Source organism: Micromonospora sp. NPDC003241 (assembly GCF_053589795.1).
Window position 1 is genome coordinate 1 of the sequence record NZ_JBSFSO010000003.1, and the last position, 25,466, is coordinate 25,466.

General features: G+C 73.1%; 20 protein-coding genes. 13 read left to right on the forward strand and 7 right to left on the reverse strand.

Annotated features, from left to right (window positions below; all coding sequences use genetic code 11):
* Positions 1–523: 523 nt before the first annotated feature.
* Positions 524–1,102 (reverse strand): PadR family transcriptional regulator, encoded by a 579-nt coding sequence (locus ACWDVW_RS03345; RefSeq protein ID WP_449944220.1) that lies wholly within the window; start codon positions 1,100–1,102, stop codon positions 524–526.
* 185 nt (positions 1,103–1,287) lie between these two features.
* Here ACWDVW_RS03345 and ACWDVW_RS03350 point away from each other — a divergent pair, with 185 nt between their 5' ends.
* Together ACWDVW_RS03350 and ACWDVW_RS03355 are read left to right on the forward strand one after the other, a co-directional pair.
* Positions 1,288–2,127 (forward strand): GNAT family N-acetyltransferase, encoded by an 840-nt coding sequence (locus tag ACWDVW_RS03350; protein ID WP_449944223.1) that lies wholly within the window; start codon positions 1,288–1,290, stop codon positions 2,125–2,127.
* A gap of 110 nt (positions 2,128–2,237) precedes the next feature.
* Entirely contained in the window at positions 2,238–5,930 is a 3,693-nt protein-coding gene (locus tag ACWDVW_RS03355) for an ATP-binding cassette domain-containing protein (RefSeq protein ID WP_449944225.1), read from the forward strand.
* Between the two features lie 52 nt (positions 5,931–5,982).
* Here ACWDVW_RS03355 and ACWDVW_RS03360 read toward each other — a convergent pair whose 3' ends face one another.
* The 3 genes from ACWDVW_RS03360 to ACWDVW_RS03370 all read right to left on the reverse strand — a co-directional run bounded on the left by ACWDVW_RS03360 (position 5,983) and on the right by ACWDVW_RS03370 (position 8,857).
* Entirely contained in the window at positions 5,983–7,050 is a 1,068-nt protein-coding gene (locus ACWDVW_RS03360; protein ID WP_449944228.1) for an NADH:flavin oxidoreductase/NADH oxidase, read from the reverse strand.
* A gap of 72 nt (positions 7,051–7,122) precedes the next feature.
* Positions 7,123–7,899: a DUF998 domain-containing protein gene (locus ACWDVW_RS03365; RefSeq protein WP_449944231.1), complete on the reverse strand. Its 777-nt coding sequence runs from the start codon at positions 7,897–7,899 to the stop codon at positions 7,123–7,125.
* Entirely contained in the window at positions 7,892–8,857 is a 966-nt protein-coding gene (locus ACWDVW_RS03370) for a glutathione S-transferase family protein (protein ID WP_449944233.1), read from the reverse strand. Before ACWDVW_RS03370 ends, ACWDVW_RS03365 begins: the two co-directional genes overlap by 8 nt.
* Positions 8,858–8,962: 105 nt before the next feature.
* Here ACWDVW_RS03370 and pcaF point away from each other — a divergent pair, with 105 nt between their 5' ends.
* From pcaF to ACWDVW_RS03415, 9 genes are all read left to right on the forward strand, one after another.
* Complete coding sequence (pcaF, locus tag ACWDVW_RS03375; protein WP_449944236.1) at positions 8,963–10,165, forward strand: 3-oxoadipyl-CoA thiolase; 1,203 nt, start codon at positions 8,963–8,965, stop codon at positions 10,163–10,165.
* A gap of 115 nt (positions 10,166–10,280) precedes the next feature.
* Positions 10,281–11,099: an SAM-dependent methyltransferase gene (locus tag ACWDVW_RS03380; RefSeq protein WP_449944844.1), complete on the forward strand. Its 819-nt coding sequence runs from the start codon at positions 10,281–10,283 to the stop codon at positions 11,097–11,099.
* Positions 11,100–11,103: 4 nt separating this feature from the next.
* On the forward strand, positions 11,104–13,263 hold the full coding sequence (locus ACWDVW_RS03385) for a putative bifunctional diguanylate cyclase/phosphodiesterase (protein ID WP_449944239.1): 2,160 nt from the start codon (positions 11,104–11,106) through the stop codon (positions 13,261–13,263).
* 55 nt (positions 13,264–13,318) lie between these two features.
* Complete coding sequence (locus ACWDVW_RS03390; RefSeq protein ID WP_449944242.1) at positions 13,319–13,501, forward strand: hypothetical protein; 183 nt, start codon at positions 13,319–13,321, stop codon at positions 13,499–13,501.
* A gap of 12 nt (positions 13,502–13,513) precedes the next feature.
* Positions 13,514–14,014 carry a DUF456 domain-containing protein gene (locus tag ACWDVW_RS03395; RefSeq protein WP_449944245.1) on the forward strand — a complete coding sequence of 167 codons (501 nt, stop codon included), beginning with the start codon at positions 13,514–13,516 and terminating at the stop codon, positions 14,012–14,014.
* 544 nt (positions 14,015–14,558) lie between these two features.
* The gene (locus ACWDVW_RS03400) at positions 14,559–15,923 is read left to right on the forward strand and encodes a glutamine synthetase family protein (RefSeq protein WP_449944248.1); all 1,365 of its coding nucleotides are present in this window, start codon (positions 14,559–14,561) and stop codon (positions 15,921–15,923) included.
* 243 nt (positions 15,924–16,166) lie between these two features.
* Complete coding sequence (locus ACWDVW_RS03405; RefSeq protein WP_449944250.1) at positions 16,167–17,522, forward strand: aldehyde dehydrogenase family protein; 1,356 nt, start codon at positions 16,167–16,169, stop codon at positions 17,520–17,522.
* Between the two features lie 3 nt (positions 17,523–17,525).
* A complete protein-coding gene (locus tag ACWDVW_RS03410) occupies positions 17,526–18,290 on the forward strand; it encodes a 3-oxoacyl-ACP reductase (RefSeq protein ID WP_449944253.1) in 765 nt (254 codons plus the stop codon).
* 174 nt (positions 18,291–18,464) lie between these two features.
* A complete protein-coding gene (locus ACWDVW_RS03415) occupies positions 18,465–22,103 on the forward strand; it encodes a SpoIIE family protein phosphatase (RefSeq protein ID WP_449944256.1) in 3,639 nt (1,212 codons plus the stop codon).
* 18 nt (positions 22,104–22,121) lie between these two features.
* Here the strand turns inward: ACWDVW_RS03415 and ACWDVW_RS03420 are convergent, their stop codons facing one another.
* Positions 22,122–22,436, reverse strand: coding sequence for an STAS domain-containing protein (locus ACWDVW_RS03420; protein WP_396745331.1), 315 nt, complete (start codon positions 22,434–22,436; stop codon positions 22,122–22,124).
* A 94-nt stretch (positions 22,437–22,530) separates the two neighbouring features.
* Between ACWDVW_RS03420 and map the strand changes: the two genes are divergently transcribed.
* Positions 22,531–23,388 carry a type I methionyl aminopeptidase gene (gene map / locus ACWDVW_RS03425; protein ID WP_449944261.1) on the forward strand — a complete coding sequence of 286 codons (858 nt, stop codon included), beginning with the start codon at positions 22,531–22,533 and terminating at the stop codon, positions 23,386–23,388.
* Positions 23,385–24,101 carry a VIT1/CCC1 transporter family protein gene (locus ACWDVW_RS03430; RefSeq protein ID WP_396745325.1) on the forward strand — a complete coding sequence of 239 codons (717 nt, stop codon included), beginning with the start codon at positions 23,385–23,387 and terminating at the stop codon, positions 24,099–24,101. The genes map and ACWDVW_RS03430 overlap by 4 nt, the downstream gene beginning before the upstream one ends.
* A 12-nt stretch (positions 24,102–24,113) precedes the next feature.
* Here the strand turns inward: ACWDVW_RS03430 and ACWDVW_RS03435 are convergent, their stop codons facing one another.
* Together ACWDVW_RS03435 and ACWDVW_RS03440 are read right to left on the reverse strand one after the other, a co-directional pair.
* Positions 24,114–24,833: a nucleotidyltransferase domain-containing protein gene (locus ACWDVW_RS03435; RefSeq protein ID WP_449944265.1), complete on the reverse strand. Its 720-nt coding sequence runs from the start codon at positions 24,831–24,833 to the stop codon at positions 24,114–24,116.
* 69 nt (positions 24,834–24,902) lie between these two features.
* Positions 24,903–25,421, reverse strand: a complete 519-nt coding sequence (locus tag ACWDVW_RS03440) for a nitroreductase/quinone reductase family protein (protein ID WP_449944268.1) — start codon at positions 25,419–25,421, stop codon at positions 24,903–24,905.
* Between the last annotated feature and the right edge of the window lie 45 nt (positions 25,422–25,466).

Here is a 25,466-nt window from a genome sequence, read left to right on the forward strand (position 1 = left end):
TCATCCGGTCGACCAGGCCGGTGGAGTAGCGCCCCTTGCAGAAGTCGGCGTCGTCGAGGACCCGCCGGACGAAGGGGATGGTGGTCCGCACTCCCCGGGCTGCCCGGCGCACTCGCGCAGGCATCCGAGAACGCTGGCACGAGGGCGGCCACCCGCAACCGAGTGGTCGCCCTCGGCACCTCCGGCGAACTGTGCGCCGAATCGCCCGGCACGCTGCCGCACGTCGCGACGCGGCACGTGTCGCCGCGTCGCCATGCCGCGTCGCCATACCGTGATGCCATCCAAGGTCGCGCTCGATCCTGGATCGAGTGGCTTCACAGGCACGACGAGACCACTCGATCCTGCATCGAGCAGGATCTTGGGAGGGGCCCCGACGTCGGGAGCGGGTGCGGGTCCGGGGTGTGCCGGTGCTGCTCGTCGGTCGCCCCGAGAGGGGAGCCTCCCGGGCCCCGGTGCGGGAGAGCGACGAGGTCGGGGACCGTGGCGGCCGACGGGGCGGTGGATCCGCGTCGGACGGTGGCGGTCACTCGGATTCGGCGAGGATGGCGTACAGCTTGCGGCGGGTCTCGTCGAGCACCTGGGCGGCCCGCTCGCGCTGGTCGTCCGTACCGGTCATCATGACCTGGCGGAGCGCGTTCATGGCCTGCGCGCCGGCCTCCCGGATGTCGTGCCAACTGTTGATCGTGTCCTCGGCGACCTCCGCCCAGGGGGGCGTCTGGGCCGCCGTCTCGGCCTCGGGTCGACCCTGTTCGGTGAGGGTGAACCGCTTGCGGCCGCCGCCGGACTCCTCGGTGGCGACGATGACTCCCTCGTCCTCCAGAAGTTGGAGCGTCGGGTAGATCGAGCCGGGGCTGGGCCGCCAGCCGCCCCCGGTGCGGGAGTCGATCTCCTGGATCATCTCGTAGCCGTGCATCGGCCGCTCGGTGAGCAGCGCGAGCACCGCGCCACGGACGTTCGGGCGGCGTCCCCGTCCCCGTCCGCGTCCGCCCCGGCCGTGACCGTGCCCGCCGTGCGGGAAGGGCGGACCGGGCGGGAAGGGCGGAAAACCGAATCCGCGCATCCGGGCCTCGTGCAGGGCGTGTGCCCGTCGGTGGAACCTCATCAGACTGTCTCCTTCGTAGAACTGTCGCTGATACGTTGACGATATATCGGAAACACATCGGCGACAAGTCACCCGAGGAGCGGTGGGGAGTTTTGCGACACGCCGTCCGGTAGCGGGTCGTCCAGCCGTCGAGCACCGGTCACTGTCCGCCACCGCGCTCCGGACGCATCTGGCAGGCTGTAAGCGTGTTGACGGCGCCGGTGCGGCAACTGGGGGAGTCGGAACGTCGCGCGGTCGAACGGTTGCTCGACTCCGACCCGTACGCGAGCGCGCAGGTCGCGGAGCGGGTCGCCGCGCGCGGACTGGCGTGGTGGCGGGCCGAGGGCCGGGTACTCGGCTACGGCTCCCGCCGCCATCTCGAATCGGTCTGCTGGCTCGGCGGCAACCTCACCCCGGTCCTCGCCTCGTCGCAGGCCGTGGCCGCCTTCGCCGAGCTGCTCGCGGGCGAGGAGCGGCTCTGCTCCTCGATCGTCGGACGAGCCGACGCGGTCCTCGAACTGTGGGACCAGCTCGCCGGCACCTGGGGGCCGGCCCGCGACGTCCGCCCCAACCAGCCGCTGTTGGCCACCGAGGCGATGCCCGAGGTCCGCGCCGATCCGCAGGTACGCCTGGTCCGCGGCAGCGAGATCGACCTGCTCTTCCCGGCCGCGGTGGCGATGTACACCGAGGAGGTGGGCGTCTCGCCGCTGGCCGAGGACGGTGGGCGCGGGTACCGCCGTCGGGTCACCGAGATGATCCGCTCCGGTCGGGCGTACGCCCGCTTCGTCGACGGCCGGGTGGTCTTCAAGGCCGAACTCGCGGTCGTCACCCGGCGCACCGCGCAGGTCCAGGGGGTCTGGGTGGCGCCGGAGTGGCGTGGCCGGGGAATCGCCACGGCGGCGATGGCGGCGGTGGTCCGCGACGCGCTGGCCCGGGTCGCGCCGACCGTCAGCCTGTACGTCAACGACTTCAACCTGTCCGCCCGGCGGGTCTACGAACGCTGCGGATTCCGGCCCGTCGGCACCCTCGCCACCGTGCTCTTCTGAGCCGACGCCGCCGGCCGTCGCCCGGGTCTGCCCCCGGCGAAAATGCGTTGAGCTGCGCGGGCGCGCGACGCAGGCTGGAACCTCCGCCACGAAACCGGAGGAACCGACCCATGCGCCTGCTCCGTGATCTGTGGGTCACCTCGTCCCGCCGGATGACCCTGGTGGTGGTCCTGATCGTGCTCGGCGGGATCGGCCAGGCGGGTACCGCCGCGCTCGCCGGTCCGGTGCTGGTGAACCGCTCCGTCGAGTTCTTCATGCTGCTCGCGGTAGCCCTGGTCGTGGTGGTCGCCAGCGATCTGGTGGTCAGCCTGGTGATGGCCGGGGTGACCGCCGACTGGGCCGCCGACCTGCGACGCCGGCTGTGCCGGGTGGCGATGGGCCAGCCGATTCCCGCCCTGGAGACCACGCCGGTCGGCGAGATGCTCGACCGGATCGACGGCGACGTGTACGACGTCGCCTCCGGCGTACGCGGTCCCGGGGTGCGCCTGGCCCAGTCGCTGGCGGTGGGTCTGCTCTCCACGCTGGTCGCGATCACCGTCTGGTGGCCGGCCGGGATCGGCATGCTGCTGCTCTGCGTCCTGCTCGCGGTCACCATGCGCCGGCCGGCGAGCCGGATCGCCCCGGCCCGGATGCACGAGGAGGCGGCCTGGTCGGACCTGGCGGCGGTGATGGAGGAGTCCATCCACGGCCAGGACGACGTCCGCACCAGCCTGGCCCGCCCGTACGTGCTGCGGCTGTACGCCGCCCGGGCGGCCGAGGTGCTGCGGCGCGGCTGGCGGGTGTGGCGGTTGTCCGCACAGGTCAACACCGTGGCCGCCGGGGTGACCCGGGTCGGTGTCGCGCTGGTCGTGCTGGGTGGGGTGTGGGCGCTGACCACCGGCCGGGTCGACTCCGCCCGACTGACCGCGATCTGGCTGCTCGCCCTCTCGCTGGGGATGACCGTGGAGCACGTCAGCCGGATGGTGCCCGAGGTGCAGTACGCCCTCGGCGCGTGGGGCCGGGTCCGACTGCTCCAGGCCGCCGCACAGGAACCCGTCGGCGGTGCCGCCCCGGTCGACGGTGACCTGGTCATCCGCGATCTGACCTTCCACTATCCGGCCGCCGACACCGACCGTGGCCCGGCGTTGCGCGAGGTCGACCTGACCTTCGCCCGAGGGCGCTCGTACGCGCTGGTGGGACGGACCGGCTCGGGCAAGTCGACGCTGGCCAAGCTGCTCACCCGGGCGGTGGACGTACCACCCGCAACGGTGCTGCTCGGCGGGCGCGACGTGCTCGACCTCGACGTCGACCTGCTGCGCCGGTGGATCGCCGTGGTGCCGCAACGCACCGAGATCCTCGCCGGCACGCTCGCCGAGAACGTCGCGTTGTTCGACCCCGAGCTGCTCGACGCCGCCGCGCGGGCCCTGCACGAGCTGGGCCTGGCCGGGTGGATTGCCGAACTGCCCGCCGGGCTGGACACCCGGCTCGGTGAGGGTGGGCACGTGCTCTCCGCCGGGCAGGAGCAGCTCGTCGCGTTCGCCCGCATCCTGGTCCGCGACCCGCACGTGGTGATCCTCGACGAGGCCACCGCCCGGCTCGACCCGGTCACCGAGGCGCGGGTGCAGCAGGCCACCGAACGGCTGCTGCGCGACCGGATCGGCATCGTCATCGCGCACCGTCTCTCCTCGGTGCGGCAGTGCGACGAGGTGGTGGTGCTGGCCGACGGCGCGGTGGTCGAGGCCGCCCCGCTGGCCCGGTCGCGTCGCTTCGCCGAACTCCTCGCCGCCGGTGACGCCGACCTGCTCGCCGACCTGGGCGCCGACACCGCCGACACCGCCGACACCGCCGACACCGCCGACGCGGCCGACCTGCTGGCCGACCCGGGCGCCGACCGCCTCCGTGGCGAACCGGCACTGGTCGGCGTCACCGGTGCGGTCACGGAGGGCCATCGATTCAGCGGGTCGTCCGGGCTGACCGCCGTGGTGGATCCCGCGCCCGTCGTCGGACCCGAGCCGGTCGCGCCGACCGACGGCCGGGAGATCACCGCGCGGGAGGTCGGTGGACGCGAGCCGACCCGTACCACCACCGTCGCCGACGGCGCCGATACCACCGGGGGACCGGACCGGGCCGGTGACCGGAAGCCGGCGTCCCGGGCGCGGACCCTGCGGGAGATCTTCCGGCTCTGCCTCAACGACCCCCGGTACGGCGCCGCCGCCGTGGGCATCTTCGCCGTGCTGGCCGTCCTGAGCCTGGACGGCCCGATCCTGGCCTGGCTCTGGGCCGACGTGGTCGACGGCACCGGCGACCCGTGGCTGCCCGCGCTGGGCATCGCGGCCGGGCTGGTCCTCGCCATCCCCGCGCACTACTGGACGCACCTGTGGTTCCCGGCCTGGTGGGTCCGGCAGATGCTGCGGATCAGCGCCCGCCTGGTGTACGGCCAGACCGGCCCGCGCCGGGTCAGCCGGCACACCCCGGCCGAGGTGGTGGCGCAGGGCGGCGACACCGAGCGGGTGGTGCAGCTCGCCGACAACGTGCTGGACCAGACCGTCGGCGTGCTCCTGCTGGTCAGCATGACCCTGATCACCGGCAGCGTGGTGCCGGGGCTGTTCTTCCTCGGCACGATGCTGCTCTCCGGCTTCGCCGCCACGGCGTTCGGTCCCCGGCTGGAACGCGCGGCGCGGGAGACCGTCACCGCCCGGGCGGCGTTCGCCACCGCGCTGGTGTCGGCACTGTCGGCCGCCCGGACGGTGAAGCTCGCCGGGGCGACCCGGCCGGTGTTGACCCACCTCGCCGACCTGGACACCGTGCGCAGTGACCGGCAGCGCCGGGAGATCGCCGTGCAGGTCTGGGCCCGCTCCACCCCGTCGATGGCCAGCGGCCTGCTGCCGATCGCGGTGTGGGCGCTCTTCCTGGCCGGCACGATCTCCGCCGGGGCGGCACTGGTCTCGGTCGCCACGCTGGGCGCGGCGCGCTGGTTCGCCTGGACCACCGCCTCGCTGATCTCCCAGGTGCCCTCGGCGCGGGTGTGGACGCGGCGGACGGCGGAGATGACCGGCATCGAGGCGTACTCGGCGCGGGTGCCCGGGATGGACCTGGTGGCCGGTACGGCACCCGCCCCGGCGGTGACTCCGCGTACCCCGTTGCGGCGACTGGAACTGGTCGGCTTCGGCGTACGGCACACCGACGGCATGGTCGCCGTACGCGACGTCGACCTGACCGTGGCACGCGGACAGTTGGTGCTGGTGGTGGGCCCGGTCGGGGCGGGCAAGTCCTCGCTGCTGCGCGCCCTGGCCGGGATCGCCCCGCACACCGGGTCGATGACCTGGAACGGGGAGCCGGTGACCGAGCCGGAGCTGTTCCTGCGTCCGAACCAGGTCGGTTACGTCGGCCAGTTGCCCCGGGTGCTCTCCGGCACCGTCGCCGACAACATCACCCTGGGGCACCCGGTGGATCCGGCGCACGCGGTGGCGACCGCCCAGCTCGAACACGACCTGGCCGCCACCGGCAGCGGCCTCGGGCTGCTCATCGGGCACAAGGGCACCCGGCTCTCCGGCGGGCAGTTGCAGCGCCTGGCGTTGGCCCGGGCGCTGGCACCGCGTACCGAACTGCTGGTCGCCGACGACGTGTCGTCCGCCCTGGACGTCACCACCGAGCTGGCGCTCTGGCAGGCGTTGCGCGAACGCGGTGTGACCGTGGTCGGTTCCACCTCCAAACGGGCCGCCCTGGTGCGGGCCGACCACGTGGTGGTGCTCGTCGACGGTGCGGTGCGGGCGCAGGGGCCGTGGCGCGACCTGGCGCCGCGCTGGGGCCATCTGGCCGGTTGATCCGGCACGGCCGTGGCGGATCAACCGGCCCGAGGGGACGGCGGGGGCCGGGTCAGAGTGCCCGGCGGTACTGGTGCGGCCAGTCCGCGTCGGCACCCAGTTCGGCGGCGGCCCGGAGAGGCCAGTACGGGTCGCGCAGCAGTTCCCGACCGAGCAGCACCAGGTCGGCCGCACCGTCGGTGACGATCGCCTCGGCCTGCGCGGGCTCGACGATCAGGCCGACCGCGCCGGTGGGTACCCGTGCCTCGCGGCGGATCCGGGCGGCGGCCGGCACCTGGTAGCCGGGGCCCACCGGGATGGCGGCGTTCGGTGCGGCGCCGCCGGAGGAGCAGTCGACGAGGTCCACCCCGGCCCCGGCCAACTCGGTGGCGAGCACCACGCTGTCGTCGACGGTCCAGCCGCCGTCGACCCAGTCGGTGGCCGAGATGCGGGCCAGCACCGGCACGTCCGGACCCACGGCGGCCCGCACCGCGCGGACGACCTCCAGGGTCAGCCGCATCCGCCCGGCGAGGTCCCCGCCCCAGTCGTCGGTGCGCCGGTTGGTCAGCGGGGAGAGGAACTCGTGCAGCAGGTAGCCGTGCGCCGCGTGCACCTCGACGGCGGCGAACCCCGCCTCCAGCGCGCGGGCGGCGGCGGTCGCGAACGCCTCGACGACCCCGGCGATCCCGGTCGGGTCCAACGCGGTCGGCTCCCGATACTCGGGCACGAAGGGCTCGGCGGTCGGCCCGACCGGCGTCCAGCCGCCCTCCGCGTCGGGCACGCCACCGCGCTGCGGCGCCCACGGCCGGTACGTCGACGCCTTGATCCCGGCGTGCGCGAGCTGCACGACCGGCACCGCGCCGTGCGCGGTCAGGAAGCGGGTCACCGGACGCCAGGCGTCGACGTGCCGACCGGACCAGAGCCCGGTGTCCTGCGGGCTGATCCGCCCCTCCGGCACCACGGCGGTCGCCTCGGTCATCACCAGTCCGGCACCGCCCACGGCCCGGGTGCCGAGGTGCACCAGGTGCCAGTCGGTGGGCAGGCCGTCGGGACCGGCACTGTACTGGCACATCGGCGCCATCGCGATGCGGTTCGGCAGGGTCACGGTGCGCAGCGCAAGGGGCGTGAACAACGAACTCATCGCGCCATCCTCTCCCGGCCGTCGGGCGCGTGACCCGGGCGCGGGCTGTGGGGTCGGGCACTCCCGCGCCGGTCAGCTCCGGTCGGGCCGTCCGCCGGCGGCCAGGATGAGAGCGGTGGTCAGACCCCAGACCACGGCGACCGCCAGCAGCAGCCGCTCCAGCACGCCGACCAGCGAGCCCCGCCCGACGAACAGCATGGCGGCGGCCACGGCTCCGGCGAGCGGCAACGCGACCACCGCCGCGATCACGGCCGGCCGACGCAGCCGCCGGTCGGCCTGCGGGGCGAGGGCGATGGCGATCATCGCGAACACCACCGTTGCGGTCGCGGCGACGCTCGCCCCACCGTGCACCAGATCCGCCACGGTGGCCGGTTCGAACGGCGGCAGCGGGCAGCCGGCGCTACAGGTCACCGCCCCGGACAGCAACGTGCACAGCGCACCCGCGACGAGCAGCGCCACCGCGCCGGGCAGCGTCGCCACCTGCCGCAGCACCGCAGCGACCCGGTGTCCCGCGAGCCGCCGCACCACGGCCACGCCCGGGTGTTCCGCCCGCGCCGGGTCCGGGCGCGCCATCCGCGCCGGATCGGGCCGCCGGTCCTCGTCGCGCAGCGACACCGCGAGCAGCAGCAGCGCCGTGGCCAGGGAGAACACCCCGATCCGGTACGTCCACGCGTACCCGCTCTCGGCCACACCGGCCTCGCTGACGTACCCGGTCAGGCCCGGTCCCGGACCGGCGACCACGGCGAGGACCACCAGGGCCGTCCCGGTGACCACGCCCAGCGCGGCACCCGCCGCCGCGACGCCGCCCCGTCCCGACGCCCGGCGGTACGCCGTCGACGGCTCAGTCACGTCCGTGCGGGGTCGTCCAGCCGTGCAGGTCCGGGCCGAGCGGCACCACCCCGGTCGGGTTGATCTGGTGGTGGGTCGCGTAGTAGTGCCGCTTGATGTGGTCGAAGTCCACGGTCTCACCGAGACCCGGGGTCTGGAACAGGTCCCGCGCGTACGCCCACAGCACCGGCATCTCGGTCAGCTTCTGCCGGTTGCACTTGAAGTGCCCGTGGTACGCCACGTCGAAGCGGACCAGCGTGGTGAACAGGCGTACGTCCGCCTCGGTGATCGTGTCGCCCATCAGGTACCGCCGGTCGGTCAGCCGCTGCGACAACGCGTCCAGCCGGTCGAACAGCGCCCGGTACGCCTCGTCGTACGCCTCCTGGGAGGTGGCGAAGCCGCACCGGTAGACGCCGTTGTTGACGTCCCGGTGGATCTCCGCCATCAGCGTGTCCATCTCCGGGCGCAGCGTCACCGGGTACAGGTCCGGGGCGTCCGGCGCGTGCAACCGTCGCCACTCGGTGGACAGGTCCAGGGTGAGCTGCGGATAGTCGTTGGTGACCACCCGGCCGGTGAGCGTGTCCACCAGCGCGGGCACGGTGACCCGGCCGGAGTAGTCGGCGTCGGTCGCCAGGTACGCCTCGGACAGGTGACCGATGCCCAGCACCGGGTCGAAGCCGTCCTGGTCGAGCGTGAACCGCCAGCCCCGGTCGTCCCGGATCGGGTCGACGGTGCCCAGCGAGATGGCGTCGCCGAGCCCGAGCAGGTTCCGCACGATCAACGCCCGGTGCGCCCACGGGCAGGCGCGGCACCAGATCAGCCGGTAGCGGCCCGCCTCCAGCGGCCAACGGTCCTGCGCGTCCGGCCCGGCGCCGGGCGGCGAGGTGGAGTGCGGGGTGACCCGCCCGGTGAACCGGTTGGGCTGCCGGACGAACGCGCCCGCGTCACTGGTCTCCGCGCGGAACTGGGGTCGGGCCATGCCGACAACCTATCGGGATACGCCGGGGATATCCTGGCCGCCGGACGTCCGGCGGGACCCGACGGGCGGCCGGTGCCCGCCCTTCCCACCCCCGAAGGACTCGCGATGACCGTGGCTTACCTGGTGGCCGGTGTGCGTACCCCGATCGGCCGCTACGCCGGGGCCCTGGCCGGCGTACGCCCCGACGACCTGGCCGCGCACGTGATCCGTGAGCTGGTGGCCCGCCACCCGGCGGTGGACTGGGCGCGTACCGACGACGTGATCCTGGGCTGCGCCAACCAGGCCGGCGAGGACAACCGCAACGTGGCCCGGATGGCCGCGCTGCTCGGCGGGCTGCCCGAGCAGGTGTCCGGCACCACGATCAACCGACTCTGCGGCTCCGGCCTCGACGCGCTGGCCACCGCCGCCCGCGCGGTCGTCGCCGGTGAGGCCGACCTGGTGGTCGCGGGCGGCGTCGAGAGCATGAGCCGGGCCCCGTTCGTGATGCCGAAGGCGACCACCGCCTACTCCCGGGCCGCCGAGGTCCACGACACCACCATCGGTTGGCGACTGGTCAACCCGCTGATGCGGCAGGGCTGGGGCGTCGACTCGATGCCGGAGACCGCCGAGAACGTGGCCGAGGAGTACGGCGTGGATCGCTCCGCGCAGGACGAGTTCGCGTACCGGTCGCAGGCGCGGGCCGCCAAGGCGCAGGCCGACGGGCGGCTGGCCGAGGAGATCGTGCCGGTGACCGTGCCGGCCGGGCGGCGCGAGACGCGGCTGGTGGAGGTCGACGAGCACCCCCGGCAGACCTCGCTGGAGAAGCTGGCGGCCCTGCCCACCCCGTTCCGCGAGGGCGGCACGGTGACCGCGGGCAACTCCTCCGGCGTCAACGACGGCGCGGTGGCGCTGCTGGTCGCCTCGGAGGCGGCCGTCGCCGCGTACGGCCTGACTCCGCTGGCCCGGGTCTCCGGTGCGGCGGCGGCCGGCGTGCCGCCCCGGACCATGGGCGTCGGCCCGGTCCCGGCGACCCGGCGGCTGCTGGACCGGCGCGGGTTGGCGCTGGCCGACCTCGACGTGATCGAGCTGAACGAGGCGTTCGCCGCGCAGGCCGTCGCGGTGCTGCGTGAGCTGGGTCTGCCGGCGGACGCCGAGCACGTCAACCCGAACGGCGGGGCCATCGCGCTGGGCCACCCGCTGGGCGCCAGCGGCGCCCGGCTGGCGCTCACCGCCGCGCTGGAGCTGCGCCGCCGGGGTGGTCGGCGCGCCCTGGCCACCATGTGCGTCGGTGTCGGGCAGGGCATCTCGCTGCTGCTGGAAGCCGCCTGACCGGCGGCGTCGGCAGGCGCGGCGCGGCGCGTACGGGAAAGGTGTTCGTGGATCTCCCTCGGGCGTGACCGACCGGCCTAGAGTGGTCAGCATCACGCGACGAGCTGAGGTGCCAGTGCAGACCCCCGACGGACTCCCCTCCGAGATCGACCTCTCGCGGCCCAGCGCGGCCCGGGTGTACGACTACTTCCTGGGCGGCGCTCACAACTTCGAGATCGACCGTCGGCTGGCCGAGCAGATCGCCGCCACCACACCCCACCTGCCGGCGACCATGCGGGCCGGTCGGGAGTTCCTGCGTCGGGCCGTACGCGTGCTGCTCGACGCCGGCATCGACCAGTTCCTCGACATCGGCTCCGGCATCCCCACCGTCGGCAACGTGCACGAGGTGGCCCGGGAGGCGAACCCGAAGGCCCGGGTGGTCTATGTCGACATCGACCCGGTGGCGGTGGCGCACAGCCGGGAACTGCTGGCCGGCGACGAGTTGACCGGCGTGCTGCACGGCGACCTGCGCGACCCGGCGCGGATCCTGGCCGACGCCCGGGCGTTGCGGCTGCTCGACTTCGACCGACCACTGGGCGTGCTGCTCGCCGGGGTGGTGCACTTCGTGCCGGACACCGACCGTCCCGCCGAGGTCCTGGCCACCCTGCGGGCCGCCGCCGCTCCCGGCAGCCACCTGGTCGTCTCGCACTCCACCTTCGAGGACCAGCCACCGGAGATGTTGGACGCGCAACGACTGTCGGCGCGGACCGCCACCGAGATCACGCTGCGCTCGCGGGCCGAGATCACCGGCTTCTTCGGTGACTGGACGCTGCTTGCGCCGGGAGTGGTGCACATGGAGTTGTGGCGCCCCGACGCGTCGTCCGACGTGGCCGCGAACCCGCAACGGTTCGGTGCGTTCGGCGGCGTCGCCCGGAACGACCGGTCCGCCGGCTGACCTGATGTCCGCCGTCGGCGACTCCGGCGGGAACGCCGTGGACCAGATCGGTGCCCAGCGGTACGCGGCCGACTGGGCCCGTGCCGTACGCGGGCTCGGGTTCGTGCCGTTGAGCCCGGCCGAGACCGAGCGGCTGCTGCTCGGGCACACCCTGCGGCTGGCCCGTGCGCTGCTCTCGGGTGAACCGGTGACCCCGGCCGCCGAGGAGGTCGGGCGGGCCCTGGTGGCGGCCCATCTGATCGCGCCGGGGGTGATCGGCTGGGCGGTGCGTACCCTCGCGGTCCGGTTCCCCGCCGAGGTGCTGGACGTCCGGGCGGACCGGTCCGGGCTCGTCGATCGGATCTCGGCCGCGCAGGCGGGCCTGGCCGCCGGCTTCGCCGGTGCGCTCCGCGACCGCACCTTCGCCCAGCAGGAGGGGATCGCGCGCTCGGCGTGGCAGGCCCGGGACGACGTGGAGCGGGCGTTGCGCGACAGCGAGGCGCGGTTCCGGGCGGTCTTCAGCGGGGCGGCCATCGGCATCGGCATCGCCGGGATCGACGGCACGATCATCGACGTCAACCAGAGCTTCGCCGAGATGCTCGGCTACGCCATCGAGGAACTGCGGCAGACCAACGTGGCGTCGCTGTTCCACGCCGACGACGCCGCCGGGATGTGGGAGCTGTACCAGGAGCTGATCGAGGGCAAGCACGAGGCGGTCCGGGTCGAGAAGCGTTACTACCGCAAGGACGGCACCGCCGTCTGGACGGACCTGGCGGTCTCGCTGATCCGCCACGACGACGGCCGTCCCCGGTTCACCGTCGCCGTGGTCGAGGACATCACCGAGCGGTACGAACTCCAGCAGCGGCTGCGGTTCCAGGCGCTGCACGACCCGCTCACCGGCCTGCCCAACCGGACGCTGTTCTTCGAGTCGCTCGGTCGGTTGGTGAACCGTACGCACCCGCCCGGCCGGGTCGGCGTCTGCTTCCTGGACCTGGACGGCTTCAAGGCGATCAACGACAGCCTGGGTCACGACCTCGGCGACAGGTTGCTCGTGCTGATCGCCCGGCGGCTGGCCGACTGCGTGGCCGATCGCGGCTACCTGGTCGCCCGGATGGGCGGCGACGAGTTCGTCATCCTGGTCGACGGCATCGCCCGGATCGAGGACGTGACGGCGGTGGCCGAGACGGTGCTGGCCGCCGTCGCCGCCCCGGTGCACATCGGTGACCAGCAACTCGCCGTGTCGGCGAGCATCGGCATCGTCGACTCGGACCTCGCCGGCACCAGCGCCACCGAGTTGATGAAGGCCGCCGACACCACGCTCTACTGGGCCAAGGGGGAGGGCCGGGGCCGGTGGGCGGTGTACGACCCGGAGCGCAGCGCCCGGGACATCGCCCGGTCGGCGCTCGCCGCCGAACTGCCCACCGCCCTGGACCGGGGCGAGTTCGTGCTGCACTACCAGCCGATCGTGTCCCTGCTGGACGGCCGGCTGCTGGCCGTCGAGGCGCTGGTCCGCTGGCAGCACCCGGAGCTGGGCCTGGTCGGGCCGGACCGGTTCATCGGGCTGGCCGAGGAGACCGGCCTGATCGTCCGGCTCGGTGAGTGGGTGCTGCGGCAGTCCTGCCGGGACGCCCAACGGTGGCACGCCGACTTCCCGGAGGCCCGGCTGGTGGTCAGCGTCAACCTGGCCGCCCGCCAGGCCGACGCCCCGGCGATCGTGGACACCGTGGCCGACGCCCTGGCCGAGAGCGGGCTCCCCGCCGAGCTGCTGCAACTGGAGCTGACCGAGAGCGCGGTGATGGGTTCCGCAGGCGAACCGCTGCGGACGCTGTACCGCCTCGCCGCGCTCGGCCTACGGCTGGCCGTCGACGACTTCGGCACCGGGTACTCGAACCTGGCGTACCTGCGCCGCCTGCCGATCACCTGCCTGAAGCTGGCCGGGCCGTTCGTGGAGGGTTTACGGGGCGACGAGCCGTCCGTCGCCGACCACCGCGACGTGCGGATCGTGGACGCGTTGGTCCGGTTGGCCCACGCGCTGGAGCTCTGGGTGACCGCCGAGGCGGTGGAGACCGAGGCGCAGGCCGAGCGACTGCGCTCGCTGCGCTGCGACTCCGCGCAGGGCCGGCTCTTCGGCGCACCCGGCCCGGCGGAGACGATCGTCGCCCGACTGCGCGGCGAGTCGTCATGAACGGTGACGTCCTGTTCGCGGTGTCGCGCCGTTCTGCTCGTGGTGGCGCGGCGTCTTGTCTACGGGCGCCGTCTCGTTGCGGTGGCGCTCCGCCGGTCAGGTGTGGTTCGCGCTGCGCGGCGGCCTGCTCGCGGTGGCGTTGCTCGGCGCGTCCTGCTCGCGGGTGGCGCGGCCCGGCGTGGCGGCCCGGTGGCGGTGCTGGGGCACGATCTCAGGCGACGTGGGCGAGACGATCTGATGGGGAGTCGACGTGGATCTGACGGACACCAGCGGCGTGGTGTCGGTGGTCGCCGCCCTGGCCATCCTCGCCGGCCTGGCCGGGGTGGTGGTGCCCGGCCTGCCGGCGCTGCCGCTGTGCTGGGGCGGCGTGCTGGTGTGGGCGCTGTTCGGCGGGGCCGGTGCCGGCCGGTGGCTGGTGCTCGCCGCCGCAACCCTGGTCGCGCTCGGCGGCACGGTGGTCAAGTACGCCTGGCCCGGACGCAACCTCAAACGCGCCGGGGTACCCACCACCTCGCTGCTCGCCGGTGCCGTACTCGGGCTGATCGGCTTCTTCGTGATCCCGGTCGTCGGACTGGTGATCGGTTTCATCGGCGGCATCTTCGCGATGGAACGGCTGCGGTTGGGCGACACCCGGCTGGCCTGGCCGGCGACGAAGCAGGCGGTCGGCGCGGCCGGTCTGTCGATGCTGATCGAGTTCCTCTCCGGCATGGTGATCGGCATGCTCTGGGTGACCGGCCTGGTCCTCACCTGAGCCGTCGGCCCCGCGTGGCCTTCACCTCGGCTGTCCGCCCAGCCTCGTGCTCGGCGGGGCCATCGGCGTGGTGCTCGGCTGGGCCTTTCGCCCAGCGCCGTGCTCACCTGAGCCGTCCGCTCAGCGCCGTGCTCACCTGAGCCGTCCGCTCAGCGCCGTGCTCGGCTGGGCCTGTCGGCCCGCCGTTGTGCTTGGGCTGGGCAGTCGGACCGGCGGGCGGCGGCGCGTCGTGGTGGGCTCGTGGCGGAACGGCGGTGGGTGCCGGGTGGCGGGGACGAGTCGATGGGCACGGCGGATGGACGTACCGGTGAGAGAGAGGTGACTCGCCCCGCGCCACCGCGGCTGCCGGGCCGGCCGAGGGCCCGGCGGTGGTCCCGTTCCGGACCAGGTCACCGCCCCAGGATGCGTCCGGCCGGACCCGTCGGGCAACGCATTTACCCACCCGCCCGCCGGCGCATGTTAGGAGGGGACCCCTTTAATACTCCAGGCGTTAATAAGGGTCCCTTCCTTGCACCAAGGGCGGGGCGGTGGTTCGGTGTTGTTCATGAAGAGAGCCCCGCTGACGCTGGAGCAGTTGCGGGTCGCGGTCGCCGAGGGCGAGATCGACACCGTGGTCCTGGCCCTGGTCGACATGCAGGGCCGACTACAGGGCAAACGCTTTCACGCGCCGTTCTTCCTCGACCAGGTCGTCGGGCACGGCAGCGAGGGCTGCGACTACCTGCTCGCGGTGGACGTCGACATGAACACCGTCGACGGGTACGAGATGTCGAGCTGGTCGCGCGGCTACGGTGACCTGGCGATGACGCCGGACTTCGACACGCTGCGCCGGGTGCCGTGGCAGCCCGGCACCGCCCTGCTCCTGGCCGACCTGCACTGGCCCGGCGACACCGGCCCGGTGACCGTCTCGCCCCGGCAGATCCTGCGTCGGCAACTGGACCGGCTGGCCGCGCACGGACTGACCGCGTACGCGGGCACGGAGCTGGAGTTCGTGTTGTTCCGCGACTCGTACGAGCAGGCGTGGCAGCGCGGCTACCGCGAGCTGACCCCGGCCAACCAGTACAACGTGGACTACTCGCTGCTCGGCACTGCCCGGGTGGAGCCGCTGCTGCGGCGCATCCGCAACGAGATGGCCGGCGCGGGACTCACCCCGGAGAGCGCCAAGGGTGAGTGCAACCTCGGCCAGCACGAGATCGCCTTCCGCTACGACGAGGCGGTGCGCTGCGCCGACCACCACGTGATCTACAAGAACGGGGCGAAGGAGATCGCGGCCCAGGAGGGCATGTCGATCACGTTCATGGCCAAGCCGAACGCCCGGGAGGGCAACTCCTGCCACATCCACTTCTCGCTGCGGGACGCCTCCGGCGGGTCGGCGATGCTGGGCGACGGGCCGGGGCACCTGAGCGTCACCGGGCAGCGGGTGCTGGCCGGGTTGCTCGCCACGATGCGTGAGTTCAGCCTCTTCTTCGCGCCGAACATCAACTCCTACAAGCGTTACCAGCCGGATTCCTTCGCCCCGACCGCGTTGCGCTGGGGCACCGACAACCGCACCTGCGCGCTGCGGGTGGTGGGCCACGGTCAGGCAATGCGGGTGGAGAACCGGGTACCGGGGGCGGACGTCAACCCGTACCTGGCGATCGCGGCGCTGGTGGCGGGCGCGCTGCACGGTATCGAGCAGGAGTTGGAGCTGGGCGAGGAGTGCACCGGCAACGCGTACGACGACGCGGCGGCCGAACGCGTCCCCGGCACCCTCCGGGACGCGCTGACGCTCTGGGAGTCCTCCACCGTGGCCCGGACGGCCTTCGGCGACGACGTGGTGGCCCACTACACCAACATGGCCCGGGTCGAGCTGGCCGCCTTCGACGCGGCCGTCACCGACTGGGAACTCGCCCGTGGTTTCGAGCGCCTCTGACCGGCCGCCTGTCGTCTGGCAGGGCGACCCACGCGACTGTTCCGCTCGGCTGCACGCGGTCCACGCCGCAATGCGCCGATCATGGACTCGTGGCGCCTGACCTGTCCGCTTTCTCGGCTTTTGCGGGAGGCCACAACTCCATGATCGTCGCGGCGAGGGCGGGCGGCGCGGAGAAAGCGGGCGGCGCGGGAAGGGCGGGCGGCGGGGTGGGCGTGGACGGCGACGAGGGGAGTGTGGGTGGGCGTGGGTGAGGTGCGGGATCCGGCCAGCGGGGCGGTGCTGCGCGAGGTCGTGGGAGCGTCGGCGGACGAGGTCGACGCGGCGGTGGCGCGAGCGGCGGTGGCGTACGAGCGGTGGCGGTGGGTGGCGCCGGGGGAGCGGGCCCGGCTGTTGCGGCGGTTCGCGGCGGTGGTGGACGCGCACGTGGAGGAGTTGGCCCGGCTGGAGGTCGAGAACGCCGGGCACACCATCGGCAACGCCCGCTGGGAGGCGGGCAACGTCCGCGACGTGCTGGACTACTACGCGGGGGCGCCGGAGCGGCTGACCGGACGGCAGATCCCGGTGGCGGGCGGGTGGGACGTGACGTTCCACGAGCCGCTCGGCGTGGTCGGGGTGATCGTGCCGTGGAACTTCCCGATGCCGATCGCCGCCTGGGGGTTGGCTCCCGCGCTCGCCGCCGGCAACACGGTGGTGCTGAAACCCGCCGAGCTGACTCCGTTGACCGCGCTGCGCCTCGGCGAGCTGGCCCGGGAGGCGGGGCTGCCCGAGGACGTGTTCACGGTGTTGCCGGGGCGGGGCGACGTGGTGGGTGAACGCTTCGTCAGCCACCCGGCGGTACGCAAGATCTGCTTCACCGGTTCCACCGAGGTCGGCACCCGGATCATGGCCGGCTGCGCCGCCCAGGTGAAGCGGCTGACCCTGGAGTTGGGCGGCAAGTCGGCGAATCTGGTCTTCGCCGACGCCGACCTGGAGAAGGCGGCGGCGACCGCGCCGTCAGGGGTCTTCGACAACGCCGGCCAGGACTGTTGCGCCCGCTCCCGACTCCTGGTGCAGCGCCCGGTCTACGACCGCTTCCTGGAGTTGCTGGAGCCGGCGGTGCGGGCGTTCCGGGTACGCCACCCGGCCGACGAGGCCGCCGAGATGGGCCCGCTGATCTCCGCCGGGCACCGGGACCGGGTCGCCGGGTACGTCGACGGCGCGCGGGTCGCCTTCACCGGCTCCTGCCCGGACGGCCCCGGCTACTGGTACCCGCCGACCGTGCTGCTCGCCGACTCGCCGGCCGACCGGCACTGGCGCGAGGAGGTCTTCGGCCCGGTCGTCTCGGTGCTGCCGTTCGACGACGAGGCGGACGCGATCCGGCTGGCCAACGACACCGAGTACGGCCTGTCCGGCTCGGTCTGGACCCGTGACGTGGGTCGGGCGTTGCGGGTGGCGCGGGCGGTGGAGGCGGGCAACCTGAGCGTCAACTCGCACTCCTCGGTGCGGTACTGGACGCCGTTCGGCGGGATGAAACGCTCCGGTCTCGGCCGCGAGCTGGGCCCGGACGCCCTGCACGCGTTCACCGACGTCAAGAACGTCTTCATCAGCACGGAGGAGTGAGCGATGCAGCGGTTGCAGGACCGGGTGGCCGTGGTGACGGGCGCGGCCAGCGGGATCGGGCTGGCCACCGTACGCAGGCTGGCCGCCGAGGGGGCCCGGGTGGTCTGCGTCGACGTCGACACCGAGGGCGGTACCCGGGCCGCCGAGGAGGTCGACGGGACCTTCGTCGCCGTCGACGTGACCGACGAGAGTGCCGTCCGTGACCTCTTCGACGGGGTGGTCGAGCGGTACGGGCGGGTGGACGTCTCGTTCCACAACGCCGGCATCTCGCCGCCGGACGACGACTCCATCCTGGAGACCGGGCTGGACGCCTGGGAGCGGGTGCTGCGGGTGAACACCACCAGCGTCTACCTGTGCTGCAAGTACGTCATCCCGCACATGCGCCGGCAGGGCCGGGGATCGATCATCAACACCGCCTCGTTCGTGGCGCTGATGGGTGCGGCGACGTCGCAGATCGCGTACACGGCGAGCAAGGGCGGGGTGTTGGCGCTGAGCCGGGAGCTGGGCGTGCAGTTCGCCCGCGAGGGCATCCGGGTCAACGCCCTGTGCCCCGGTCCGGTGGCCACGCCGCTGCTGCGGGAGTTGTTCGCCGCCGATCCGGAGCGGGCCGCGCGCCGGCTGGTGCACGTGCCGATGGGGCGGTTCGGCGAACCGACCGAGATCGCCGCGGCGGTGGCCTTTCTGGCCAGTGACGACTCCTCGTTCATGACCGCCGCGCAGTTCGTGGTCGACGGCGGGATCACCGGCGCCTATGTCACGCCGCTGTGATGTTCCCGACACTTCCGGTGATCGAGTGGGCGAATCGTATCGGTTGATCGACAAGTGTCGTGGGCTAATCAGCGTCGCCAGTGGCTGATGCGTTACGTTCCTGGTGCGGCGGGGTAGAAGTCCGGTCACGGCAGCGATGATCAGGGCACGTCGCGCACAGGCCGGGGAGGCTGCATGAACTCGGCCCAGGGGGGCGTGGACGGAGGCGATCCGTCGGCGACGCGTGGTGCGGTTCCACCACTGCTCGCGGCGGCGTTCGCGGGTGGTGGCGAAATGGGCACGCTGCTGCGTGACCGGGACTGGTCGACCAGTCCGCTCGGCGCACCGGAGGACTGGCCCACCACGCTCGGCAACGCGGTCAGCACGATGCTCGCCTCGAAGGCGCAGATGGTCGTCTTCTGGGGCGAGGACCAGCGTGCCTTCTACAACGACGCCTATCGGCCGACGATAGGAGACAAGCATCCCGCCGTCATCGGGCAGCCGGCCCGCGACCACTGGGTCGAGACCTGGGACGTGCTCGAGCCGCTGCTCACCGACGTCGTGCGTACCGGTGAGGCGTACCAGGGGCGGGACCACCACTTCCTGCTCGACCGGTACGGCTTCGTGGAGGACGTCTACTTCGACGTCTCGTACGACCCGATCCGGGACACCGACGGCTCGATCAGCGGGGTGCTCTGCGTCTGCAGCGAGACCACCGGTCGGGTGCTCGGCGAGCGGCGACTGCGCACGCTCGCCGAACTCGGCTCCGAGCTGGCCGACGTGGTCAGCAGCGCGGAACTCGGCCGGGTGGCCGCAGCCGTGCTCGATCGGCACCGGCAGGACGTCCCCTTCGGGCTGCTCTATCTGGACGGCCTCGACGGCGGCCTGCGGCTGGCCGGGACGAGCGGCCCGGTGACCGGTGCCGAGGAGCTTGCCGCCGGGCTCGCCGAGCGTGCCGCAGCCGGGGGCGGTGTGGTGTCCACCGCCGACCTGTTCGGTGAGGTGCCGGCCGACGCCGCCGACGAGGCGCTGCTGCTGCCGGTCACCGCCACCGCGGAGCAGGCGGGCGTGCTGGTGCTGGGGGTGGCCCGCCGCCTGCCGCTCTCCGACGACTACCGCACCTTCCTCGAACTTGTCGCCACGCAGGTCTCGCGGGCCGTCGGCAAGCAGCGGGCGTACGAGCAGGAGCAGGCCCGCGCCGCCGAGCTGGCCGCCCTGGACCTGGCGAAGACCAACTTCTTCGCCAACGTCAGCCACGAGTTCCGCACTCCGCTGACCCTGGTGCTCGGCCCGCTGGAGGACCTGCTCGCCGACCCCGGCCTGCCGGAGCCGTACACCCAGCGGTTGACGATGATGCACCGCAACGCGCTGCGGCTGCTCAAGCTGGTCAACACGGTGCTCGACTTCTCCCGGCTGGAGTCCGGGCGGTTGGCCGCGCACTACGAGCCGATCGACCTGGCCGACTACACCGCTCGGCTGGCCAGCACGTTCCGCTCGGCCACCGAGCGTGCCGGGTTGCGGCTGACGGTGGACTGTCCGCCGCTGCCCGAGCCGGTCTACGTCGACCAGGAGATGTGGGAGAAGATCGTCCTCAACCTGGTCTCCAACGCGGTGAAGTTCACCTTCGACGGGGAGATCCGGATCGAGGTCCGGGCGGTCGACGGGATGGCCCGCCTGGAGGTTGTCGACACCGGCGTGGGCATCGTCGCCGAGGAACTGCCGCACGTCTTCGAGCGGTTCCATCGGGCACCCGGGGTGCGGTCGCGCAGCCACGAGGGCACCGGGATCGGCCTGGCGCTGGTCCGGGAACTGGCCGAGATGCACGGCGGCAAGGTCCACGTGACCAGCCGGGTCGACGAGGGAAGCCGCTTCGTCGTCACCGTCCCGTTCGGCTCCGGGCACCTGCCGGCGGACCGGGTGGCCGATACCGGCACCGACCGCGAGCCCCAGCAGAGCGCACTCTTCGTCGCCGAGACCGAGCGCTGGAGCGACGGCCGGTCCGGGGCCGGAGAGATTCGCCACCCGGGGTCGGCGGGCCGAATCCTGGTCGTCGACGACAACCCGGACCTACGCGAACACGTCACCCGGCTGCTCGCGTCGACCTGGGAGGTGTTCACCGCCACCGACGGCGTGGACGCCCTGCGACTGGCCGCCGACACCGACTTCGACCTGGTGTTGACGGACGTGATGATGCCGCGGCTGGACGGCTTCGGCCTGGTCGCCGCGCTGCGTGCCGACCCGCGCACCCGGTACGTGCCGATCGTGCTGCTCTCCGCCCGTGCCGGCTCGGCCGAGGAGGTGGCCGGCCTGGCGGTGGGTGCCGACGACTATCTGACCAAGCCCTTCTCCGGGCAGGAACTGGTCGCCCGGGTACGGGCCAACGTCGAACTCGGCCAACTGCGCGGCCAACTCATCCGGCGGTTGGCCGCACTCGCGGACGCCGCCGTGGCGGTGAACACCGCGCGCTCCACGGACGAGGTGCTCCAGGTCGCGGCGCGGCACGCGTTGAGTCTCGCCGAGGCGGTCCGGGTGTCCGTCACCGCCGGTGACGCCCGGTTCGAGGCCGACGGCGGCGGCACCAGCGCCGCCGACCCCGCCTTCGTCCTGCCGCTGACCGGCGTGGGTGGCAAGCGCCTCGGCGAACTGCGGGTGTGGCGTGCGGTCGCCGAGCCGGCCGGCACGGACGAGGCCGCGTTGACCCAACTCGCCCGACTGGTCGGCGTACGACTGGAGAACGCACAGCTCTACGAGGTGGAGCACCGCATCGCCACCACCCTGCAACACAGCCTGCTGCCGCGCACCCTGCCCCAGTTGCCCGGTGCCGTGGTGGCCAGCCGCTACCTGCCCGGCAGCGACGACGTCGAGGTCGGCGGCGACTGGTACGACGTGGTGACCCGCGAGGACGACGAGATGGTCCTGGTCATCGGCGACGTGGTCGGCAAGGGGGTGCCGGCCGCGGCGGCGATGGGCCAGTTGCGCAACGCGCTGCGGGCGTACGTACTGGAGGGGTTCGATCCGGGGGAGTCGTTGACCCGGCTCAACCGACTGGTGGGCTCGACCGAGTCCCGCACCTTCGCCACGGTCTTCTGCCTGTGGTTCAGCCCGCGTACCGGGCGGCTGCGGTACGCCAACGCCGGACATCCGTCCCCGCTGCTGATCCGAGGAGGCGACGTGGCGTTCCTGCACGACCGGGCGCTGGGTCCGCCCGTCGGCGCGATCCCCGGAGCGGAGTACGAGACGGTCACCGGCGAGCTGTGTCCCGGCGACCGGCTGCTGCTCTACACCGACGGCCTGATCGAGGACCGGAACGTCGACATCGACGACGCGCTGGCCCAGCTCCGCGCCGACGCGACCCGGCCGGGGGAGCACGTGGTGGACCTGGTCGACGCCGTCGTGCAGCGGGTCGTCGACCGGCCCCGCCGTGACGACGTGGCGGTGCTCGCGTTGGAGGCCGCCGAACTCAACCGGTTCGCGCTGCGGCTGCCCGCCGACCCGACCCGGCTGAGCGTGCTGCGCAAGCGCCTGGAGGACTTCCTGGTCGCGCACGGGGTGAACGAGACCGACCTGTTCGACCTCACGGTGGCGGTCTCCGAGGCGGCGGCGAACGCCATCGAGCACCCGGTCGACCCGGTGGAGCCGACGATCGGCATCGAGGTGACCGTGGAGGGCCGGACGGTGACCGCGACCGTACGCGACAGCGGACGCTGGCGGGAGTCGACCGGGTCGGGCTTCCGGGGACGGGGACTGTCGCTGATCCAGGCACTCGGGGAGCTGTCGGTCACCCGCACCGCGGAGGGCACGGAGGTGACCCTGTGTCGGGAACTGGGCGCCTGAGCCGGTGGGCGCGGCGGGTCAGACCGGCCGCAACCAGTGCTGCTCGCCCAGACCGGCGATGTGCAGCACGCGGCTGACCTGTCGGGACGGCAGCACCGCCAGGGTGTCCGGATAGTGACGGGCGAGCCGCACCACCGCGTGGATCGCCGCCGAGTCGAAGAAGCTCACCGCGCGCAGGTCGAGGGTCAGCCGGGTGGCCGGCTCGCGCAGCGCGGTCTGCAGCATGGTGTCCGCGGTCGCCATGTCCACCTCGCCGGTGACCACCACGCGGAGGTGATCACCGTCGATCTCCGCGCTGGCGGAGAAGACGGGCGGTGCTCCCCCTTGATCCACGCTGACACCTTGACACAGCACTTGTGGTAGGGCAACAACCGTGGGCGACCGACGGTGGTGGGGGTCGCCCGGAGCGCGGCGATAGGCTTGCCGCATGACCGTCCGTGCGCCGTTGACCCCAGGCACGCTCTCCCCGTGGCGGCCGGTGCCCGCCCACATCGTCCGACCCGAGTACGTCGGCAAGAAGTCCCCCCGGCCGTGGCAGGGGTCGCACGTGCAGACGCCGGAGACGATCGAGAAGATGCGTGTCGCCGGGCGGCTCGCCGCGCAGGCCACCCAGCTCGCCGGTGAGCACTGCAAGCCCGGTGTGACCACCGACGAGATCGACCGGGTGGTGCACGAGTTCCTGATCGACCACGGCGCCTACCCGTCGACGCTGGGCTACAAGGGCTTCCCGAAGTCCTGCTGCACCAGCCTCAACGAGGTGATCTGCCACGGCATCCCGGACTCCACCGTGCTGGCCGACGGCGACATCATCAACGTCGACGTGACCGCGTACATCGGCGGGGTGCACGGCGACACCGACGCCACCTTCTGCGTCGGCGAGGTCGACGAGGAGGTCCGGCTGCTGGTCGAGCGGACCCACGAGGCGATGACGCGGGGCATCAAGGCCGTCGCGCCGGGCCGGCAGATCAACGTCATCGGCCGGGTCATCGAGTCGTACGCGAAGCGGTTCGGCTACGGCGTGGTCCGCGACTTCACCGGCCACGGCATCGGCGAGGCGTTCCACAGCGGCCTCTACGTGCCGCACTACGACAGCCCACGGCCCACCGACGTGATGGAGCCGGGCATGACGTTCACCATCGAGCCCATGATCACCCTCGGCACCCACCAGTACGACATGTGGGAGGACGGCTGGACGGTGGTCACCAAGGACCGCAGGTGGACCGCCCAGTTCGAGCACACGGTGCTGGTGACCGAGGACGGGTACGAGATCCTGACGCTGCCGTGACCGACACCCCTGCGGCACTGCGGGAGCACCACCACGCGGACGTCTCCGGCGGGTGGCTGCGACCCGCCGTCTTCGGTGCCATGGACGGGCTGGTGACCAACATCGCCCTGATCGCGGGCGTCGGCGGTGGCGGCGTCTCGCCGCAGGCCATCGTGCTGACCGGCACCGCCGGTCTGGTCGCCGGCGCGATCTCGATGGCGCTCGGGGAATACACGAGCGTCCGCTCGGCCAACGAGCAGATCGCCGCCGAGGTGGCCAAGGAGCGGCGCGAGCTGGAACGCCACCCCGAGGAGGAGGCCCGGGAACTCGCCGAGATGTGGATGGCGCGGGGGTTGCCCGAGGATCTTGCCGTCCAGGTGGCCGAGGCGGTCCGTCAGCATCCGGAACAGGCGTTGCGGATGCACGTCCAGGAGGAGTTGGGCGTCAACCCGGACGAGCAGCCCAACCCGTGGGCGGCGGCGCTGTCGTCGTTCCTGTGCTTCTCGGTCGGCGCGTTGGTGCCGCTGCTGCCGTACCTTCTCGGCGCGACCAGCCTGGCGCTGGCCCTGGCGGTGGGCGGGCTCGGGCTCTTCGTGGCCGGCGCGGTCGTCTCGCGGTTCACCAACCGGCGCTGGTGGACCGGCGGGATGCGGCAGTTGCTCCTGGGCGCCGCCGCGGCGGCGGCCACCTACCTGGTCGGTGCGTTGATCGGCGTGCAGGGCGGCCTGGGCTGAGCCGACGCGCGGTCAGCCGGCGAGCAGGTCGTCGACGGTCCCGTCGACCGGCCGGCCCCGGGCGGTCAGCTCCGCCGACTGGCGGGCCAGCACCGCGCCCACCTCGGTCATGTCCGCCCCGGCCAGCCCGGTCCGCCGGACCGCGTCGCCGGAGTCGCGGAAGTAGGTGCGGCTGAGCAGCCCGGTGACGGTCGCGGCGGCCAGCCGCGCCTCGCCGAGCATCAGCAGGGCCTGGTCCGTCTCGTACCACTCGGCCAGCCGGGCCGCCCGCGCGTGCGCGGCGCTGCCCCGATACCACGCCCGGCGGGCGGCACCGCTGAACTCGGCCGGACGGGCTCTCGCCAGCCGCCCGAGGTGCTCGTCACGCAGGGTGCGCAGCCACCCGGTCGGATCGTGCAGCGGCCGGGTCGTCACGTACCGGTCGGCGGTCAGCGGCCACCGCGAGGTGAGCTGCCGGGCCTGACGCAGGCGCTCCTCGGCGGCGGCCACGGTCAGGTCGACGAGCACCCCGTCGACCCGCCGGGTGGCCGAGGGCGGCCCGGTGCCGGGTCGGTACGTGACCACCAGCAGCCCGACCTCGCTGTCTCCGCCGCCGTCGTCGTCGCCGTGCGCGAGCGGCCCGTGCACCGCGACGGCGAGCACGTCGGCGGGGAAGCGTCGACGGACCGCCTCGGCGACGCGTTCGGCCACGTGCCACCGGGGATCGTCCCGGTGCTCCTGGGCACCGTCCACACCGACCACCCCACGATCGCGCCGCCGTGCGGACCGTCGCCGGCAGCGACGGCCCGGTCACCGCACACCCTAGTGCGGCGCGGGCGGCCCGTCCGGCGCGTCCGTGCCGTCGGGCGTGCCGGAGGCCGTCGGCACCAACCGGAAGACCCGGATCTCCCGGTCGCCGGCCCGCCGCACGTACGCCTCGTACGCGGGCCAGGCGTCGACCAGCAGTCGCCACAGCCGCTCACGTTCGGCGCCGGTCGCCGGTTCGCCGCGGACCGCGATGCGGCGCCCGGACACGTCCACCTCGGCGCGCGGTTCGGCGAGCAGGTTCAGCGACCAGGCGGGCTGCTGGGCCTGGCCCCAGTTGGAGCCGACCACCACGTACCCGTCGCCGTCCGGCACATAGAGCAGCGGGTTGCTGCGCGGCTTGCCGGAGCGGCGGCCGGTGGTGGTGATGACCAGGGACGGCACCAGCCCGAGCGCGACCACTCGACCCTTGGTCAGCCGGCCGACCGCCCGGTCGAGCGGCACCAGCAGCCGGGCCGTGGCGCCGAACCAGGGGTGGTGGCCGATCCGGCGGGTCACGTTCCGCACGATGGACATCGGGACATTCTGCATCCACCGGCGTCGGTACGACAACGCCGCCGC